Genomic DNA, 19,968 nt, shown 5'->3' on the forward strand with positions numbered 1-19,968 from the left:
ATTTATCTGTTGTAAATTTTTCGAATGAGTTCCTCAGTTTTGTCCCAACCAAGGCAAGGGTCGGTAATGGATTTTCCGTAGACTTCGGCGTTGTCCTGACGTCCATCTTCCAGATAGGACTCAATCATGAAACCACGGACATAGTCACGGATTTCTTGGTTCCAATCACGGTTAATCAGGGTTTGACGGACAATGCGGATTTGTTCCAGATAATTTTTACCAGAATTATCGTGGTTGGTATCAATGATAATAAATGGATTAGCCAAACCGAATTGTTTGTAGAGGTCAATGGTTTCCAAGAGATTATCGTAGTAGTAGTTTGGCAGGTATTTGCCACTTTCTGTCACTGCACCACGCAGGATAACATGAGCCAGCGGATTTCCAGATGTTTCAACCTCTGTGTTGTTGAAGAGGAAGGACTGCTTTTTCTGAGCCGCGAAAATACCGTTAAACATGACCTTGAGGTTACCAGATGTAGGGTTTTTCAAGCCAGTTGGCACATCAATTCCAGACGCCACAAAACGGTGTTGCTGATTTTCAACCGAACGGGCACCAACGGCAATATAAGATACCAAATCATCAACAAGTGGCAGATTTTCAGGATAAAGCATCTCGTCGGCCGTCGTCAAACCAGTCTCGGTAATGACACGGTAGTGGAGGTTGCGGACAGCCTTGATACCGTTGATGAGACTAGGTGCTGCATCGGTCTTTGGTTGGTGCATGAGCCCCTTGTAGCCGTCGCCATTGGTACGAGGCTTAGCCGTGTAGACACGCATGACCATAAAGATTTTGTCCTTGACTTCTTCTTGAAGCTTGGCTAAACGATGAGCATAGTCTAAAACAGCCTCTTCATTGTCAGAAGAGCAAGGTCCGACGACCAAGAGCAGACGGTCGTCCTCGCCTTTTAAAATAGCCTCTAACTCACGGTCGCGCGCTCCTTTTTTGTCTAAGGTTTCTGGGGATAATTTTGAATGGTCTCTTACATCCTGAATATCAATTTTTTCGCTAATTGGTGTAAACACTAGATAATCTCCTTGATTGATAAAATTTCTTTTTATTATACCATGAAAGCAGCTATTATTAAAACCATATCTATGTTTTTCGAAAAATTTACAGTAAATTCTGAAAATTTTATCAAATATAGGTATTTTCAAAGATAAAATGGCATAAAAATCTGAAAATATTCTGCAAATGTGGTAGAATGAAAGGGAAACTATGTGAGGTATGGAAATGAAATTAAGAACAAATGCAAGAGCCTTAGAAGGTACGGTACGCGTTCCGGGTGATAAATCCATCAGCCACCGTTCCATTATTTTTGGATCCTTGGCAAAAGGCGTAACTCGTGTTCATGATATTTTGCGTGGTGAGGATGTCCTCTCGACCATGCAGGTTTTTCGTGATTTAGGCGTGACGATTGAGGATAATGGGGATGTGGTCGAGGTTCACGGTGTTGGTTTTGATGGACTGCAAGCTCCTAAAAATGACCTAGATATGGGAAATTCAGGGACATCCATTCGTTTGATTTCGGGTGTCTTGGCTGGTCAAGACTTTGAGGCTACCATGTTTGGCGATGATTCGCTGTCAAAACGCCCTATGGATCGTGTGACGGTGCCGCTCAGCCAAATGGGTGTAACCGTTTCTGGTCAGACAGACCGTGATTTGCCACCTTTGACCATCAAAGGTACCAAGTTCCTCAAGCCGATTTCCTATCAATTGCCAGTAGCATCTGCTCAGGTAAAATCTGCTCTCTTATTTGCAGCTTTGCAGGCAGAAGGTGAGTCTGTTATTATCGAAAAAGAAATCACTCGTAACCACACGGAGGACATGATTGTCCAATTTGGCGGTCATTTGTCTGTTGATGGCAAGGAAATCCGTATCACAGGTGGGCAGGAATTTACAGCGCAAGAAATTGTTGTCCCTGGAGATATTTCCAGTGCGGCCTTCTGGTTGGTGGCTGGACTAGTTGTGCCTGGTTCAAAAATTACCCTTGAAAACGTCGGCATCAATGAAACACGGACGGGGATTTTGGACGTCATCAAGGCTATGGGTGGCAAGATGACCTTGTCCAATGTGGATGAGATTGCCAAATCAGCGACCATTACGGTTGAGTATTCTAGCTTGCAGGGAATGGAGATTGCTGCTGATTTGATTCCGCGCTTGATTGATGAATTGCCGATTATTGCTCTCTTGGCGACGCAAGCCAATGGCACAACCATTATTCGCGATGCTGAGGAGTTGAAGGTTAAGGAAACGGACCGTATTCAAGTGGTGGCAGATGCCTTGAATAGCATGGGGGCTAAGATTGAGTCGACTGCTGACGGTATGATTATCGAGGGCCCAACGCCTTTGCACGGTGCGACGGTTAATACCTTTGGCGACCACCGTATTGGTATGATGACAGCTATCGCAGCCCTCTTGGCTCAAGACGGAGATGTTGTCCTTGAGCGCGCTGAGGCCATCAATACCAGCTATCCAGCCTTCTTTGACCATCTTGAAAGTCTAGTAAAATAAGCTTAGTAAGGAGGAGAGAGAATGCCAATCGTATTACTTGGTTTTATGGGAGTTGGAAAGACCACGACTGCTAAACTCTTGGATATGCCACTCTATGACATGGACCAGATTATTGAGGACCGGATTGGCATGTCCATTGCGGATTTCTTCCAATCAGAGGGTGAAGATGCCTTTCGCCAGTTGGAAACCCAAGTCTTGGAAGAGTTGATGGACTTGCCCAATGATTGCTTGGTTTCAACGGGCGGTGGTGTGGTCAAATCCGCCAAAAACAGGGAGATTTTGCTCAAAAATAAACCCAACAACGTCCTCTTAACCGCCGCCTTTCCAGTAGCTTATGAGCGGATTAGTCAAGATCATCAGTCGCAACGTCCCTTATTTTTACAGCACAGCCGAGAAGAATTTGAGACCATTTACCAAGAACGAATGGCTTTATATGAAGGACTAGCTGACCTGGTCATTGACACAGACCAACTCAGTCCGGAACAAGTAGTAAGGAAGATTCTATGCAAGTAGCTTATTTGGGCCCGCGGGGGTCCTTTACTCACCAAGTTGCCCAGCAGGCCTTTCCGGAGGCGGATTTGCAGGCTTTTGGCACCATTACGGAGGTCGTCAAGGCCTATGAGACTGGCTTGGTGACCTATTCGGTCATTCCGGTTGAGAATTCGATTGAAGGTAGTGTTCACGAGACCATTGACTACCTTTTTCATCAGGCGGAAATCCATGCGGTGGCAGAAGTGGTTCAGCCCATTGCCCAGCAATTGTTAGCGACGGCACCTCATAAGGAAATCGAGGTCATTTATTCACATCCACAGGCCATTGCGCAGGGGAAAAAATATGTTCAGAAGCATTTTCCGAAGGCTCGTTTGGAGTTGACAGCAAGCACTGCCTACGCAGCCCGATTTGTAGCGGAGCATGCGAATCAGCCTTTTGCGGCTATTGCACCGCACGCTGCGGCTGAAGAGTACGGCCTGCAGGTCATTGCCCAAGACATCCAAGAAATCGCGGAGAATTTTACTCGTTTTTGGATTTTGGGACATACTGCGCCTGAATTGGGATTGCGGAAAACAGATCGGAAGGTTTCTTTGGCCCTGACGCTGCCTGATAATCTGCCAGGTGCCCTCTATAAGGCTATGTCGGTCTTTTCGTGGAGAGGAATCGGTTTGACCAAGATTGAAAGTCGGCCGCTGAAAACGGCGCTGGGTGAGTATTTCTTTATTTTGGATATTGAGAATAATTCAGATAAATTAGTTGGCTATTCATTGGAGGAATTGAAAAGTTTAGGGATTTTTTATAAGATTTTAGGAAATTATAAGGTTTATAGTGTGTAATAATCTTAGAAAGGAGTGAATATGGCGAAACATCCCTTATCACATCATGAAGAGCTACGCTTGGACTACTTGCGTAAAAATATTCACTACTTAAATGAGAAGGAAAAGACGGAGCTGGATTACTTAGAGTATCTTGAAAAGGGTGAGGAGCGAGTCATTGCGCCTTCGCCACTTGAGGAGGAGGCTTCTAATCTTCCAGAGTTTTCACTTGGAGATTCTTGGAGAGAGGTTGCGCCCCTTGTAGAGGAAGAGGATCTCTTACCAGCCTATCCGACCTTGAGTCGAAAAGAAAGGTTAAAAAAGTCTAAGAAAAATAAGGCGATTTCAGTAACTGAAGATAGTAGTAGTCAGCCACCCAAGAAACCTTTTTTCAAACGACTTTTAAGTTTTATCTTCTGGGGACTACTGATATTGCTGCTTGCCTTGGGCGCTATGTTTGTCAAAGGCATGATTAGTGTGGATAACAAACCTGCTACCGAACAATTTGCTGGTCAGGCGACACAGGATGGCATCAATATTTTAATCTTAGGAACAGATGGTCGAGTTGGACAAAGTACCGGTGAAACTCGAACGGATACTATTATGATCCTGAATGTCAATAATAGTAGCAATAAAATAAAACTAGTCAGCTTTATGCGGGATACGCTGGTTACTATCGGTGGAGAAGGTGACTACAAACTCAATTCTGCCTACACTTTTGGTGAGCAAAATGGTGGTCTTGGGGCTGAAAATGTTCGGCAGGTTTTGAAGGAAAATTTTGATATTGATATTCAATACTATGCCCTTGTTGATTTTGCGAGTTTTGCATCTGCTATTGATACGCTCTTTCCATCAGGTGTGGCCATTGATGCTCAATTTTCAACGATTGATGGTGAAATGGTGTCTTCTGTTGAAGCACCCAACGACCTGCGTCTGGAGGAAAATGCACCAGCTTATCAAACCATTCAGGTCGGTCCACAGCAGATGGATGGAAAAACCTTACTGAACTATGCTCGGTTTCGTTCAGATGATGAAGGAGACTTCGGTCGGACAAGACGTCAACAACAGGTATTAGATGCAATTATTCAGCAGGCACAAGATCCCACAAAGCTCTTCTCTGGTGCTGAGGCGCTTGGAAAAATTTACTCTATGACCTCTACCAATGTCCCACTAGCCTTTCCGTTGCTTCGTGGTCCAGGTATTTTGCTGGATGCACCTAATGGAATTGAACGAGTAACCATACCAGAAAACCACGATTGGATTGATGAATATGACAATTATGGTGGTATGGGACTAAAAATTGACTTCTATAAATACCAAGAAGTGCTGAGAGGTCTTGGTCTAAGGTAAGAATGCGACAGTTTTCTTGTGAAATATGCTATACTTAAAAGTGACTTCGGTCACTTTTTTCGTGACCTCATTTAGAAAGTAGAACTATGTTAGAAAAAAATCAAATTGTTGAAGTGGAAATTGTGGACATGACCCATGAGGGTCAAGGAGTGGCCAAGTTGGACGGCTTTGCCTTTTTCGTGGACAATGCCCTACCAGGCGAGCGTATCAAGATGAAAATCCTCAAGCTAAAAAAGAATATCGGTTTTGGAAAGGTAGAAGAATGGCTGAGCTTCACAGCTGACCGCAATCAAGACTTGGATTTAACCTATCTAAGAACGGGTATCGCTGACTTGGGGCATCTGAACTACTCTGCCCAATTAGCTTTCAAGAAGAAGCAGGTAAAAACTAGCTTGCGAAAAATTGCAGGTCTAACAGACGTTACTGTTTCAGATACCATCGGTATGGACAATCCGCTTGCCTATCGAAACAAGGCTGCAGTCCCTGTCCGTCGTGTCAATGGGCAGCTGGAAACAGGCTTTTTCAGGAAAAATTCTCATGATTTGATTCCTATCGAAGACTTTTACATCCAGCATCCAGAGATTGACCAGGTCATCGCGTTTACCCGTGACCAGCTACGTAAACTGGATCTCAAGCCATATGATGAAAAAGAGCAGACAGGCCTGATTCGCAATATCATCGTCCGCCGTGGCCATTATTCCGGTCAACTCATGCTGGTCTTGGTGACAACACGACCTAAGATTTTCCGTGTGGAAACCTTGATAGAACGTTTGACAACCGCCTTTCCAAACCTGGTGTCCATTATCCAAAACATCAACGACCAAAACACCAATGCCATTCTTGGCAAGGAGTTCCGCCTCCTACATGGATCGGAAACCATTGTCGACACCATGCTGGGCAATGAATTTGAGATTTCTGCTCCGTCTTTCTATCAGGTCAATACGGAAATGGCCGAGCAGCTTTACCAGGTGGCCCTTGACTTTGCGGCGGTCGATTCTGAGGATATTGTCATCGATGCCTATTCTGGTATCGGCACCATTGGTCTTTCCTTTGCCAAGCAGGTCAAGCATGTTTACGGTGTTGAAGTTGTAGAAAAAGCGGTGGTAGATAGCCAGAAAAATGCGACTCGAAATGGGATTAACAATGTGACCTACGTCTGCGATAGTGCTGAAAATGCCATGCAAAAATGGGTGGCTGATGGCATTAAGCCGACCGTGATTTTCGTGGATCCGCCACGGAAGGGCTTGACCGAGAGCTTTATCAAGGCCTCGGTGTCCGTTGCTCCTGAGAAGATTGTTTACATATCTTGTAATGTGGCGACCATGGCGCGTGATGTTAAGCTTTATGAGGAATTGGGATATAAACTGATTAAGGTACGACCGGTGGACCTCTTCCCGCAAACGCATCATGTTGAGGCAGTATCACTGCTTGTACGAGTTGATTTATCAGCAAGTAGAAGCAGATGTTCTGCCCATGCGATAGCTGTCGCAGAACACAGTGATGCGGTAACAGCGAACCGCTGAGTGTGTTGCTCTGCTCGTAAAAGCCTAGAAACCTTTGAACAAAAGGGATACTGAAAAGCCTTGCAATCAAGGCTTTTTGTATTGAGGTGGGGAAGTATCAGAGTGAGAAAATTTTTGGAATGAGTAGAAGTGATAGCTAGAAATTATCAAAATCTATTTCCATTTACCCTGTGGGTACGTGTTTGTTTCCATTGACAAGGAGTATGTGGGAATAGAAACGTAAAGCTTCATTCAATAGAGCGAATGTGGGTACGGCAAATAAAATTCACGACTAAATTATTGAAGAGTATTCTAAAGCTATCTATAACAATTTATCTAAAAAGGATTATTTCCAAGTTAACCAATTACAGGGAAATCTATTAGATAATCTACCTGATTTTTATTTAGAGGAATTAGTTATTTGTTATATTCAAATTAAGTATGATTTTTACGTGCTTTCTAATTCAATTGCTAGCAAATCAACAACAATAAAAATAGAATGCGATTTTTCTCCCGTAATCCAGAAAAATTAGCGAAGGCAGTCGTACAAGTCAAAGGTAAGAAAGCAGCTCCCTTACAAAGCGATGGAGAACAATGATTCAGATTATCTGAATAGCAAGGGGCAGATTTTTATCGTGAAGGTGATTATACTAATGCCGGAGCATATTACCATCTAGCCGCTAGCATGGGGAATATGGATGCGATGTCGGATTAGGGATATTGTTATCTCTATGGTCGCCATACTGAACCGAGCGTGTCACTTGCTATTGCCTACTTCACATTAGCAGCTAAGAAGGGAAATATTGATGCCACTTATAAATTAGAGGATATTTATGGAAGGACAAAATGGGGAAGTCAAGATATAGAATTATCTCTCTACTATTATCGATTAGCTGTCTCCTACTTATTAGAGGAACCCTTGGAAACTTTATATGATATTACCTGGTGTCAGGCACTTGAAAATTATCCTAGTCTTTGTCTTGCCTTTAGGAAATCAATGATTCTGGGTGGACAACTGTTTGTCAACCTTGACCTGACCTATTAATTTTTAGTTTTTGCAAGGAAAGGTTATGAAATTGAACTGCAAAACAGAGGGCATTACTATCAATCTGTATACGAAGAGGTTGTAGAATTGCTTGGACATTCACAATTTGATAGAGTTCGATACAAATGAGATGATGTTTTTGATGGGGAATGAAGAAGAAAAGTGGATAGTGAGATAGACGGATTTTGCGTAAGGTTTGCAAGGAATGAACATATTTTATTTGCCTGCCATGGTCAATTTTCAACATCCCTACAGTAATATTATTTGCCCTACTTGTTGTGAGATGAGAAGAACGCTCTGTTTATTTTAGGAAAAGTAGGGAATTTTCTCTAGAAATTAGTTTAGTAAATACCAAAAAGAGTCGCAGTTTCTTGCGACTCTCTCTTCGTTTTATGGCTCTGTAATACGTAGAGGCATTCTTTGCTCTAGCATAGTGGAGCTTTTTACATAAATTATCCTTTTCTATATCTTATACAATCACCAGCCAGTCTTGTGATTGAAAGAATAGAAAGCTTGTGGTATTAAATACGTACAATGGATAAGATGTAGCGCTGAATGGTTTCAGGGGTTTCCTGGCAGCCATTCTGTATCCAATGCTTAATAATGCTATCGATGGTTGAAACATAGACAGTTAAGGCGTATTCATAAGGAACCTTATAGGCCCGCTCAAGTTGGTTTGCAAGATCTGGGATACTAGAATGCTCAATGACCTCGGTAATATACTTGGTAACTTTTAAAGAAACATGAGGGAAAAAATGAACAAAGTCCACGGCTATTTCCTGATTTTTATAGAGAAACTGCAACATTTCTCCTACGACATTGTCATTTAGGGAGGGATCTTTTGCTAGAATAATACTGACTTCGTTCAGGATATATTCAAGGGATTCTTCTAGGAAGGTTTCCTTAGAGTTGTAGTAGTGATAGAAGACCCGACGGCTTAGTTTAGCTCGGTCCGCAATTTGATTGATCGTAAAACTGTTATTGTCATCAGATTTTTTGAGTTCGAAAAAGGCTTTCAGAAATTTTTGGCTGGTTGTAAAATACTTTTCCATATATATATATATATAACTCCGTAAAAATTTATTTAATAAAATTTATAAAAAAATAAATGCACTGCACAAAAATGTATTTATTGTGAAACATTCATTTTATAGACATTATATAATGTATTGTGTAATCATGCAACTATTTCTTTATAAAGTTGTTGGAATATGGAAAGGAATTCTTATGTTTTTTGATAATAAACAGCTTGAAAACGAAGCATTGCGCTCGAAGCAACGGTTTACCATTAAAAAGTTTAAATCGGGTGCAGCCTCAGTTTTAATCGGTTTCTTATTTATGTTCAGCGGTGGAGCCTTAAAAGTTGCTGCAGAAGAGCTTGAATCAGGTCAGTTGCCACAGACGACCGAGCTGGTGGACAAACCACTGGATTCAAGTGCTCAGGCAAACGAAGTAGTTTCTCATTCGGTACAGCAAGAAGCAGGAGAGGTTGTACAAACAGTAGAGCCAACTTCTGCCGTGCTTGCAACACCCCCAAGTTCCACTCAGCTAGTAGACGAACAGCCTAAAGAAACAGAGGAAACGATTGCTACTAAGTCAGCAACTGTTCCTAGTTCCGCTCAGGAAGTAGCAGAGCCTAAATCCCAGGAAATTGTGGAGGAGATTACTCCTGAACCAGCAGTATTGTCAACTTCATCGACAGAAGCAAAAACTGAACAGAAGCAAGGAGTTGCAACACAGCAAGCGACTGAAGAAAGTGTAACGAAGCTTGAACCTATTTCTAATAATGTCCAAGCAGATGCTAGCAAGGAGAATGTGGCGAATTCAACAAGAGCCGCAGAAACTCAAACAGATGGACAAGCTTCGCCAACTCGTGATTTAAGTCAGTTAAATCTGGCCAATATGAGCTTTGCAGACTTGGAAACTTTAGGGCTTTCTGAAGAAGAGAAACTTACTCTGTTCAATCAAATTCTTGCTCAACAAACAGGATCGAATTCTGTTCAACTAACAGAGGAAGAAATAAGAAGTTTAGCTGGTTTCAGTGAAGCTGAGAAAAATTTCTATATTCAAAATAAATTAGGCAATACCAACCTTCCGCAACCACTCAATTTGGTAGTTATGTCAGAAACACTGATTACGCCTAATAATCAGAACAAGTATGTGGTTAATGCAAAAGGGCAGACCTTTGCCTATGGTCCTGCAAACTACACCTTGACTGTGACGCCGAACCGAGCCAGAAATACCATGGATTTCGAACTGAATTATAAATTAGACGGTATCAATGGTCGTTCGGGTACTCACGTGGCTGATTTTGTTGTCAATCTCGGAAGCGCTTACGGTACACCTGGTGTTGCAACAGTGCGTGCTGGGAACAATACTACGACCACCGCTCTCGTTAATGGTGGGCGTCGAAATACCATTACTGGTTACAGTCCGACATCGCCTATCCAATACACAAACGCCCAAGTGATGAATGGACCACTCAATGTGAAGTTCACAGTACCTGTTAGAAACTGGAATGGGGATTTGAGTATTGATAACCACATTGGTATGTTCTCCGTTGACACTGGGGCTAACAACACGAAAGATTTCTTCTCTTCAGACAACTACTTCTGGAATAAGAGTGTCGTAACCATTGATCCTAATCCAAGTAGAAATGAAATCACAACGACCTTGCCTCCTATTGCGATGCCGATTCCATTTCAAACAGAATACCGCTTCGTTGTTATGCCTGACCAGGCTCCTGGTTTCACCAGACAAATTGAAGCCGGTGCAAATGGGGTGATGCAGATCCCTGTTAAACGGATTGCTTACATTGGTGCAAATGGTACAGAGGAATCTCATCGTTATGAGTATGGTCAAGCGACTGTACATACACCGGCACGCAATCAAATCATTGAGGTTAATATCAAAGATGGTATAGAGGCACCCGTTGCAGCACCGAATATTGATGTGACTACAGTTCGAAAACAAGGTTCTGTAGATGGAGGGCCGTTGGTCAATGGTACGGAATTGACCTTTAGAGATGGTCCAAACGGTAGAATTATCCGACAGGTCTTTATCCCAGATGGTTTGCAAGGGGAACGAGGTCAAGATGGTCGAAATTCAGATATTACTGTTGAACCTGCACGAGCTGCGGACGGCACACCAGGATACAATATCACAGTTACTGGCGCTGATGGTAGCAGATATACTCGATTTGTTCGCGATGGAAAAGACGGTCGCGATGGTCGAAATGCAGATATTAGTGTAACTCCTGCTGTTGCAACAGATGGAACAAAAGGTCACAATGTTACGGTCACTAGACCAGATGGTAGCAGTTTTACCACCTTTATTCGCGATGGAAAAGACGGTACCAATGGTCGTGATGGTGTAGACGGTAAAACGCCGAGTGTAGATTTACAACCTTATACAGGTCAAGATGGCCGTATTCTTGGTACAACGGTTATTGTAAAAGATGGCGATGGACAAATCATTTCCCGTAGAAATATCTTAAATGGTAGCGATGGTCAGGACGGCAAAACGCCATCTATTGAACAATTACCAGTGATGGATGGTGGTAGAGTCATCGGCACCCTCATTATTGTTCGTGATGGTGATGGTCGTGAAATCAATCGCCAGACTATTTACAACGGTCGCGACGGTGCAAATGGAAGTTCAGTTACGTCCGAACGTCAACCAGATGGTAGTGTAAAAGTCTATAATGTGTCTTCTACAGGCGACCGTACTGAAATCGCCACCATTCGCAACGGTGTCGATGGTGCCAATGGTAGCTCAGTTGTTTCCGAACGTCAACCAGACGGTAGTGTAATAGTTTACAATGTTTCTCCAACAGGTCAGCGTACCGAAATTACAACGATTCGTAGCGGTAAAGATGGAACCAACGGTCGCGACGGTGTAGATGGAAGTTCAGTTACGTCCGAACGTCAATCAGATGGCAGTGTAATAGTTTACAATGTTTCTCCAACCGGTCAGCGTACCGAAATTACAACGATTCGTAGCGGTGTCGATGGTGCCAACGGTCGTGATGGTGCCAATGGTAGCTCAGTTGTTTCACAACTTCAACCAGACGGTAGTGTAAAAGTCTATAATGTGTCTTCTACAGGCGACCGTACTGAAATCGCCACCATTCGCAACGGTGTCGATGGTGCCAATGGAAGCTCCGTCGTTTCAGAACGTCAAAATGACGGTACTGTTAAAGTTTACAATGTGTCTTCTACAGGTCAGCGTACTGAAATCGCCACCATCCGCAACGGTGTCGACGGTACCAACGGTCGTGATGGTGCCAATGGAAGCTCCGTCGTTTCCGAACGTCAATCAGATGGCAGTGTAATAGTTTATAACGTTTCCCCAACAGGAGAGCGCACCGAAATCACAACGATTCGTAGCGGTAAAGATGGGGCTAAAGGTCAAGATGGTACCAATGGTAGCTCAGTTGTTTCACAACTTCAACCAGACGGTAGTGTAAAAGTCTACAATGTGTCTTCTACAGGTGACCGTACAGAAATCGCCACCATCCGCAATGGTGTAGATGGAACAAACGGTCGTGATGGTGCTAAAGGTCAAGATGGTACCAATGGCAGTTCCGTTGTTTCAGAGCTTCAATCAGACGGTAGTGTAAAAGTTTACAATGTGTCATCTACAGGCGACCGTACAGAAATCGCCACCATCCGCAACGGTGTCGATGGTCGTGACGGTGCCAAAGGTCAGGATGGAACAAATGGTAGCTCTGTTGTTTCAGAACTTCAACCAGACGGTAGTGTAAAAGTTTACAATGTGTCATCTACAGGCGACCGTACAGAAATCGCCACCATTCGCAACGGTGTCGATGGTCGTGACGGTGCCAAAGGTCAGGATGGAACAAATGGTAGCTCTGTTGTTTCAGAACTTCAACCAGACGGTAGTGTAAAAGTTTACAATGTGTCATCTACAGGCGACCGTACAGAAATCGCCACCATTCGCAACGGTGTCGATGGTCGTGACGGTGCCAAAGGTCAAGATGGAACAAATGGTAGCTCCGTTGTTTCAGAACTTCAACCAGACGGTAGTGTAAAAGTTTACAATGTGTCTTCTACAGGTCAGCGTACAGAAATCGCCACCATTCGCAACGGTGTAGATGGAACAAACGGTCGTGATGGTGCTAATGGTAGCTCAGTTGTTTCACAACTTCAACCAGACGGTAGTGTAAAAGTCTATAATGTGTCTTCTACAGGCGACCGTACAGAAATCGCCACCATTCGCAACGGTGTCGATGGTGCCAATGGAAGCTCCGTCGTTTCAGAACGTCAAAATGACGGTACTGTTAAAGTTTACAATGTGTCTTCTACAGGTCAGCGTACTGAAATCGCCACCATCCGCAACGGTGTCGACGGTACCAACGGTCGTGATGGTGCCAATGGAAGCTCCGTCGTTTCCGAACGTCAATCAGATGGCAGTGTAATAGTTTATAACGTTTCCCCAACAGGAGAGCGCACCGAAATCACAACGATTCGTAGCGGTAAAGATGGGGCTAAAGGTCAAGATGGAACCAACGGTCGCGACGGTGCAAATGGAAGTTCAGTTACGTCCGAACGTCAACCAGATGGTAGTGTAAAAGTCTATAATGTGTCTTCTACAGGCGACCGTACTGAAATCGCCACCATTCGCAACGGTGTCGATGGTGCCAATGGTAGCTCAGTTGTTTCCGAACGTCAACCAGACGGTAGTGTAATAGTTTACAATGTTTCTCCAACAGGTCAGCGTACCGAAATTACAACGATTCGTAGCGGTAAAGATGGAACCAACGGTCGCGACGGTGTAGATGGAAGTTCAGTTACGTCCGAACGTCAATCAGATGGCAGTGTAATAGTTTACAATGTTTCTCCAACCGGTCAGCGTACCGAAATCGCCACCATCCGCAACGGTGTCGACGGTACCAACGGTCGTGATGGTGCCAATGGAAGCTCCGTCGTTTCCGAACGTCAATCAGATGGCAGTGTAATAGTTTATAACGTTTCCCCAACAGGAGAGCGCACCGAAATCACAACGATTCGTAGCGGTAAAGATGGCGCTAAAGGTCAAGATGGAACCAACGGTCGCGACGGTGCAAATGGAAGTTCAGTTACGTCAGAACGTCAACCAGATGGTAGTGTAAAAGTCTATAATGTTTCTCCAACCGGTCAGCGTACCGAAATTACAACGATTCGTAGCGGTGTCGACGGTACCAACGGTCGTGATGGTACTAAAGGTCAAGATGGTACCAATGGCAGTTCAGTTGTTTCACAACTTCAACCAGACGGTAGTGTAAAAGTCTACAATGTGTCCTCTACAGGTGACCGCACTGAAATCGCCACCATCCGCAATGGTGTAGATGGTCGTGACGGTGCCAAAGGTCAAGATGGTACCAACGGTCGTGATGGTGCCAATGGTAGCTCCGTCGTTTCTGAGCTTCAACCAGATGGCGGTGTAAAAGTCTACAATGTGTCTTCTACAGGTCAGCGTACAGAAATCGCCACCATTCGCAACGGTGTCGACGGTACCAACGGTCAGAATGGTGCCAATGGTAGCTCAGTTGTTTCAGAACTTCAACCAGACGGTACTGTTAAAGTTTACAATGTGTCTTCTACAGGCGACCGTACTGAAATCGCCACCATCCGCAACGGTGTCGATGGTCGTGACGGTGCCAAAGGTCAAGATGGTACCAACGGTCGTGATGGTGCCAATGGTAGCTCCGTCGTTTCTGAGCTTCAACCAGATGGCAGTGTAAAAGTTTACAATGTGTCTTCTACAGGCGACCGTACTGAAATTGCCACCATTCGAAACGGTGTCGATGGTCGTGACGGTGCCAAAGGTCAAGATGGTACCAATGGTAGCTCCGTTGTTTCAGAACTTCAACCAGACGGTAGTGTAAAAGTTTACAATGTGTCTTCTACAGGTGACCGTACTGAAATCGCCACCATCCGCAACGGTGTCGACGGTGCCAAAGGTCAGGATGGTACCAACGGTCGTGATGGTGCCAATGGTAGCTCAGTCATTTCCGAACGTCAAAATGACGGTACTGTTAAAGTTTACAATGTGTCTTCTACAGGTCAGCGTACTGAAGTCGCCACCATTCGCAACGGTGTCGACGGTACCAACGGTCGTGATGGTGCTAATGGAAGCTCCGTCGTTTCTGAGCTTCAACCAGATGGTACTGTTAAAGTTTACAATGTGTCTTCTACAGGTCAGCGTACTGAAATCGCTACCATCCGTAACGGTGTCGATGGTCGTGACGGTGCCAAAGGTCAAGATGGTACCAACGGTCGTGATGGTGCCAACGGTCGTGATGGTGCCAATGGCAGCTCCGTCGTTTCTGAGCTTCAACCAGATGGCAGTGTAAAAGTTTACAATGTGTCTTCTACAGGCGACCGTACTGAAATTGCCACCATCCGCAACGGTGTCGATGGTCGTGACGGTGCTAAAGGTCAAGATGGAACCAATGGTAGCTCAGTTGTTTCAGAACTTCAACCAGACGGTAGTGTAAAAGTCTACAATGTGTCTTCTACAGGCGACCGTACTGAAATCGCCACCATCCGCAACGGTGTCGATGGTCGTGACGGTGCCAAAGGTCAAGATGGTACCAATGGTAGCTCAGTTGTTTCAGAACTTCAACCAGACGGTAGTGTAAAAGTTTACAATGTGTCCTCTACAGGTCAGCGCACTGAAATCGCCACCATTCGCAACGGTGTCGATGGTCGTGACGGTGCCAAAGGTCAAGATGGTACCAACGGTCGTGATGGTGCCAATGGCAGCTCCGTCGTTTCTGAGCTTCAACCAGATGGCAGTGTAAAAGTTTACAATGTCTCTTCTACAGGTCAGCGTACTGAAATCGCCACCATTCGCAACGGTGTCGACGGTACCAACGGTCGTGATGGTGCTAATGGAAGCTCCGTCGTTTCAGAACTTCAACCAGATGGCAGTGTAAAAGTCTACAATGTCTCTTCTACAGGTCAACGCACTGAAATCGCCACCATCCGCAACGGTGTCGACGGTACCAACGGTCGTGATGGTGCCAATGGTAGCTCAGTTGTTTCAGAACTTCAACCAGATGGTAGTGTAAAAGTTTACAATGTGTCCTCTACAGGTGACCGTACAGAAATCGCCACCATTCGCAACGGTGTCGACGGTACCAACGGTCGTGATGGTGCCAATGGCAGTTCAGTTGTTTCACAACTTCAACCAGACGGTAGTGTAAAAGTCTACAATGTGTCCTCTACAGGTGACCGCACTGAAATCGCCACCATCCGCAATGGTGTCGATGGTCGTGACGGTGCCAAAGGTCAAGATGGTACCAACGGTCGTGATGGTGCCAATGGAAGCTCCGTCGTTTCTGAGCTTCAACCAGATGGCAGTGTAAAAGTCTACAATGTGTCTTTTACAGGTCAGCGTACAGAAATCGCCACCATTCGCAACGGTGTCGACGGTACCAACGGTCGTGATGGTACTAAAGGTCAAGATGGTACCAATGGTAGCTCAGTTGTTTCACAACTTCAACCAGACGGTAGTGTAAAAGTCTACAATGTGTCTTCTACAGGTGACCGCACTGAAATCGCCACCATCCGCAACGGTGTCGATGGTACCAACGGTCAGAATGGTGCCAATGGTAGCTCAGTTGTTTCAGAACTTCAACCAGACGGTACTGTTAAAGTTTACAATGTGTCTTCTACAGGCGACCGTACTGAAATCGCCACCATCCGCAACGGTGTCGATGGTCGTGACGGTGCCAAAGGTCAAGATGGTACCAATGGAAGTTCTGTTGTTTCAGAACTTCAACCAGACGGTAGTGTAAAAGTCTACAATGTGTCTTCTACAGGCGACCGTACTGAAATTGCCACCATCCGCAACGGTGTCGATGGTCGTGACGGTGTCAAAGGTCAAGATGGTACCAATGGTAGCTCAGTTGTTTCACAACTTCAACCAGACGGCGGTGTAAAAGTCTACAATGTGTCTTCTACAGGTCAGCGTACAGAAATCGCCACCATTCGCAACGGTGTTGACGGTAAGGATGGCAAGTCTCCACTTGTAGAACAAATCGAAGTTCGTGAGGGAGACAAGGTTATCGGTACTACCATTATCATCAAAGATGGTGATGGTCAGGAAATCAGCCGTCAAACCATTCTCAACGGCCGCGATGGTAAGAACTCAGAAGTCACAGTGATCCCAGGCACAGACCAAGATGGTAATACCGGTCAAACGATTACTATTGTCAAACCAGACGGTAGTCGCGAAACCACCTTTATCCGTGATGGTAAAGATGGTAGAGACGGTGTTGACGGTAAGGATGGCAAGTCACCACTAGTAGAACAAGTCGAAGTTCGCGAAGGTGACAAGGTTATCGGCACTACTATTATCATCAAAGATGGCGATGGTAATGAAATCAGTCGTCAAACCATCCTCAATGGTCAAGATGGTAAGAATGGTGCTGATGGTAAGAGTGCCGAAGTCACTGTTACTCCAGGCACAGACCAAAACGGTAACCCAGGTCAAACGATTACTATTGTCAAACCAGATGGCAGTCGTGAAACTACCTTTGTCCGTGATGGTAAGAACGGTGTAGATGGTCGCGACGGAAAAGATGGCAAGTCACCACTAGTAGAACAAGTCGAAGTTCGTGAGGGAGACAAGGTTATCGGTACTACCATTATCATCAAAGATGGTGATGGTCAGGAAATCAGCCGTCAAACCATTCTCAACGGCCGCGATGGTAAGAACTCAGAAGTCACAGTGATCCCAGGCACAGACCAAGATGGTAATACCGGTCAAACGATTACTATTGTCAAACCAGACGGTAGTCGCGAAACCACCTTTATCCGTGATGGTAAAGATGGTAGAGACGGTGTTGACGGTAAGGATGGCAAGTCACCACTAGTAGAACAAGTCGAAGTTCGCGAAGGTGACAAGGTTATCGGCACTACTATTATCATCAAAGATGGCGATGGTAATGAAATCAGTCGTCAAACCATCCTCAATGGTCAAGATGGTAAGAATGGTGCCGATGGTAAGAGCGCCGAAGTCACTGTTACTCCAGGCACAGACCAAAATGGTAACCCAGGTCAAACGATTACTATCGTCAAACCAGATGGCACACGAGAAACTACCTTCATCCGTGATGGTAAAGATGGTGCCAAAGGTCAAGACGGTAAGAATGGTGTAGACGGCAAGTCACCACTAGTAGAACAAGTCGAAGTTCGCGAAGGTGACAAGGTTATCGGTACAACCATTATCATCAAAGATGGCGATGGTAATGAAGTCAGCCGTCAAACTATCCTCAACGGTGTCGACGGTAAAGACGGTAAGAATGGTGCCGATGGTAAGAGTGCCGAAGTCACAGTAACCCCAGGCACAGACCAAAATGGTAACTCAGGTCAAACGATTACTATCGTCAAACCAGATGGCACACGAGAAACCACCTTCATCCGCGACGGAAAAGATGGAGCCAAAGGTCAAGATGGTAAGAACGGTGCAGATGGTCGCGACGGAAAAGATGGCAAGTCTCCACTAGTAGAACAAGTCGAAGTTCGCGAAGGTGACAAGGTTATCGGCACTACTATTATCATCAAAGATGGCGATGGTAACGAAGTCAGCCGTCAAACCATCCTCAATGGTCAAGATGGTAAGAATGGTGCCGATGGTAAGAGTGCTGAAGTCACAGTAACCCCAGGCACAGACCAAAACGGTAACCCAGGTCAAACGATTACTATTGTCAAACCAGATGGCACACGAGAAACTACCTTCATCCGCGACGGTAAAGATGGAGCCAAAGGTCAAGATGGTAAGAATGGTGTAGATGGTAAAGACGGTAAAGATGGCAAGTCACCACTAGTAGAACAAGTCGAAGTTCGTGAGGGTGACAAGGTTATCGGCACTACTATTATCATCAAAGATGGCGATGGCAATGAAATCAGTCGTCAAACCATACTCAATGGTCAAGATGGTAAGAATGGTGCCGATGGTAAGAGTGCCGAAGTCACTGTTACTCCAGGCACAGACCAAAACGGTAACTCAGGTCAAACGATTACTATCGTCAAACCAGATGGCACTCGCGAAACTACCTTTATCCGTGACGGTAAAGATGGTAGAGACGGTGTTGACGGTAAGGATGGCAAGTCTCCACTAGTAGAGCAAATCGAAGTTCGTGAAGGCGACAAGGTTATCGGTACTACCATTATCATCAAAGATGGTGATGGTCAGGAAATCAGCCGTCAAACCATTCTCAACGGTCGCGATGGTAAGAATTCAGAAGTCACAGTGACCCCAGGTACTGACCAAGATGGTAATACCGGTCAAACGATTACTATCGTTAAGCCAGATGGCAGTCGTGAAACCACCTTTATCCGTGATGGTAAAGACGGTAGAGACGGTAGAGATGGTAGAGACGGTAAAGACGGTAGAGACGGTGTAGATGGTCAAGATTGTGGTTGTGATCCAAATCTCCCAACCCCACCAGTAGTCCCAACTCCACCGGTAGTTCCAACTGTGCCAGCAGTTCCAACTCCACCGGTAGTTCCAACTGTGCCAGCAGTTCCAACTCCACCGGTAGTTCCAACCCCACCAGTAGTCCCAACTCCACCGGTAGTTCCAACTGTGCCAGCAGTTCCAACTCCACCAGCAGTTCCAACTCCACCGGTAGTCCCAACTCCACCGGTAGTCCCAACTCCACCGGTAGTTCCAACTGTGCCAGCAGTTCCAACTCCACCGGTAGTTCCAACTCCACCAGTAGTCCCAACTCCACCGGTAGTTCCAACTGCGCCAGTAGTTCCAGCTCAACCGGCAGTTCCAGCTCAACCGGCAGTTCCAACTGCGCCAGTAGTTCCAGCTCAACCGGCAGCTCCAACCCCACCAGTAGTTCCAATTCCTCCAGTTGCTTTGACTCCACCTACCCCACTGGTTACTCCAAGTGTTCCAGTTCAATCAGAACCACTTAAAGTTGTGGTAACTCCAGGGACACAAGTAGCGGTATTGCCAAATACAGGTGAAACAGACTCAACATTCATATTGATTATGAGTGGAGGTGCTATTGTTGCTAGCTTATCTTTGGCTGGAACTTTAATAAGAAGAAATAACTAGTGCATTGAAACTACTTGTATTAAAGTTGCCCATTGTCAACCGAGTGGATTGTTGAAAGCTAGAGTTAGAGAGAGCGAATACTTTGCTCTCTCATTATTCATAAAAAAAAGAGTCGCGTCTGCGACTCTTCAGACTGAAGACAAAGTCGTTAGAATTGTATTTCTAACGG

Annotated in this window: 7 protein-coding genes and 2 pseudogenes; 7 read left to right on the forward strand and 2 right to left on the reverse strand. The window is 45.1% G+C overall.

Annotated elements, in window-relative coordinates:
• Positions 1-2 precede the first annotated feature (2 nt).
• Positions 3-1,022 (reverse strand): 3-deoxy-7-phosphoheptulonate synthase, encoded by a 1,020-nt coding sequence (locus tag NQZ91_00900; GenBank protein ID UUM57970.1) that lies wholly within the window; start codon positions 1,020-1,022, stop codon positions 3-5.
• Between the two features lie 208 nt (positions 1,023-1,230).
• Here NQZ91_00900 and aroA point away from each other — a divergent pair, with 208 nt between their 5' ends.
• The 6 genes and pseudogenes from aroA (at position 1,231) to NQZ91_00930 (ending at position 7,715) form a co-directional block, all read left to right on the forward strand.
• Complete coding sequence (gene aroA / locus NQZ91_00905; GenBank protein ID UUM57971.1) at positions 1,231-2,511, forward strand: 3-phosphoshikimate 1-carboxyvinyltransferase; 1,281 nt, start codon at positions 1,231-1,233, stop codon at positions 2,509-2,511.
• A 21-nt stretch (positions 2,512-2,532) separates the two neighbouring features.
• Positions 2,533-3,024: a shikimate kinase gene (locus NQZ91_00910; protein ID UUM57972.1), complete on the forward strand. Its 492-nt coding sequence runs from the start codon at positions 2,533-2,535 to the stop codon at positions 3,022-3,024.
• A complete protein-coding gene (pheA, locus tag NQZ91_00915) occupies positions 3,015-3,839 on the forward strand; it encodes a prephenate dehydratase (GenBank protein ID UUM57973.1) in 825 nt (274 codons plus the stop codon). Before NQZ91_00910 ends, pheA begins: the two co-directional genes overlap by 10 nt.
• Positions 3,840-3,860: 21 nt before the next feature.
• Positions 3,861-5,168, forward strand: coding sequence for an LCP family protein (locus tag NQZ91_00920; GenBank protein ID UUM57974.1), 1,308 nt, complete (start codon positions 3,861-3,863; stop codon positions 5,166-5,168).
• Positions 5,169-5,254: 86 nt separating this feature from the next.
• Positions 5,255-6,610, forward strand: a pseudogene (gene rlmD, locus NQZ91_00925) (23S rRNA (uracil(1939)-C(5))-methyltransferase RlmD).
• 790 nt (positions 6,611-7,400) lie between these two features.
• Positions 7,401-7,715 (forward strand): annotated as a pseudogene (locus tag NQZ91_00930) (sel1 repeat family protein).
• 521 nt (positions 7,716-8,236) lie between these two features.
• On the opposite strand, the gene NQZ91_00935 reads toward NQZ91_00930, so the two are convergent.
• Positions 8,237-8,767 (reverse strand): TetR/AcrR family transcriptional regulator, encoded by a 531-nt coding sequence (locus NQZ91_00935; GenBank protein UUM57975.1) that lies wholly within the window; start codon positions 8,765-8,767, stop codon positions 8,237-8,239.
• A gap of 175 nt (positions 8,768-8,942) precedes the next feature.
• Between NQZ91_00935 and NQZ91_00940 the strand changes: the two genes are divergently transcribed.
• Complete coding sequence (locus NQZ91_00940; protein UUM57976.1) at positions 8,943-19,799, forward strand: YSIRK-type signal peptide-containing protein; 10,857 nt, start codon at positions 8,943-8,945, stop codon at positions 19,797-19,799.
• The last annotated feature ends 169 nt before the right edge of the window (positions 19,800-19,968 follow it).

This window comes from Streptococcus suis (genome assembly GCA_024583055.1).
GTDB classification, from domain to species: domain Bacteria; phylum Bacillota; class Bacilli; order Lactobacillales; family Streptococcaceae; genus Streptococcus; species Streptococcus suis_V.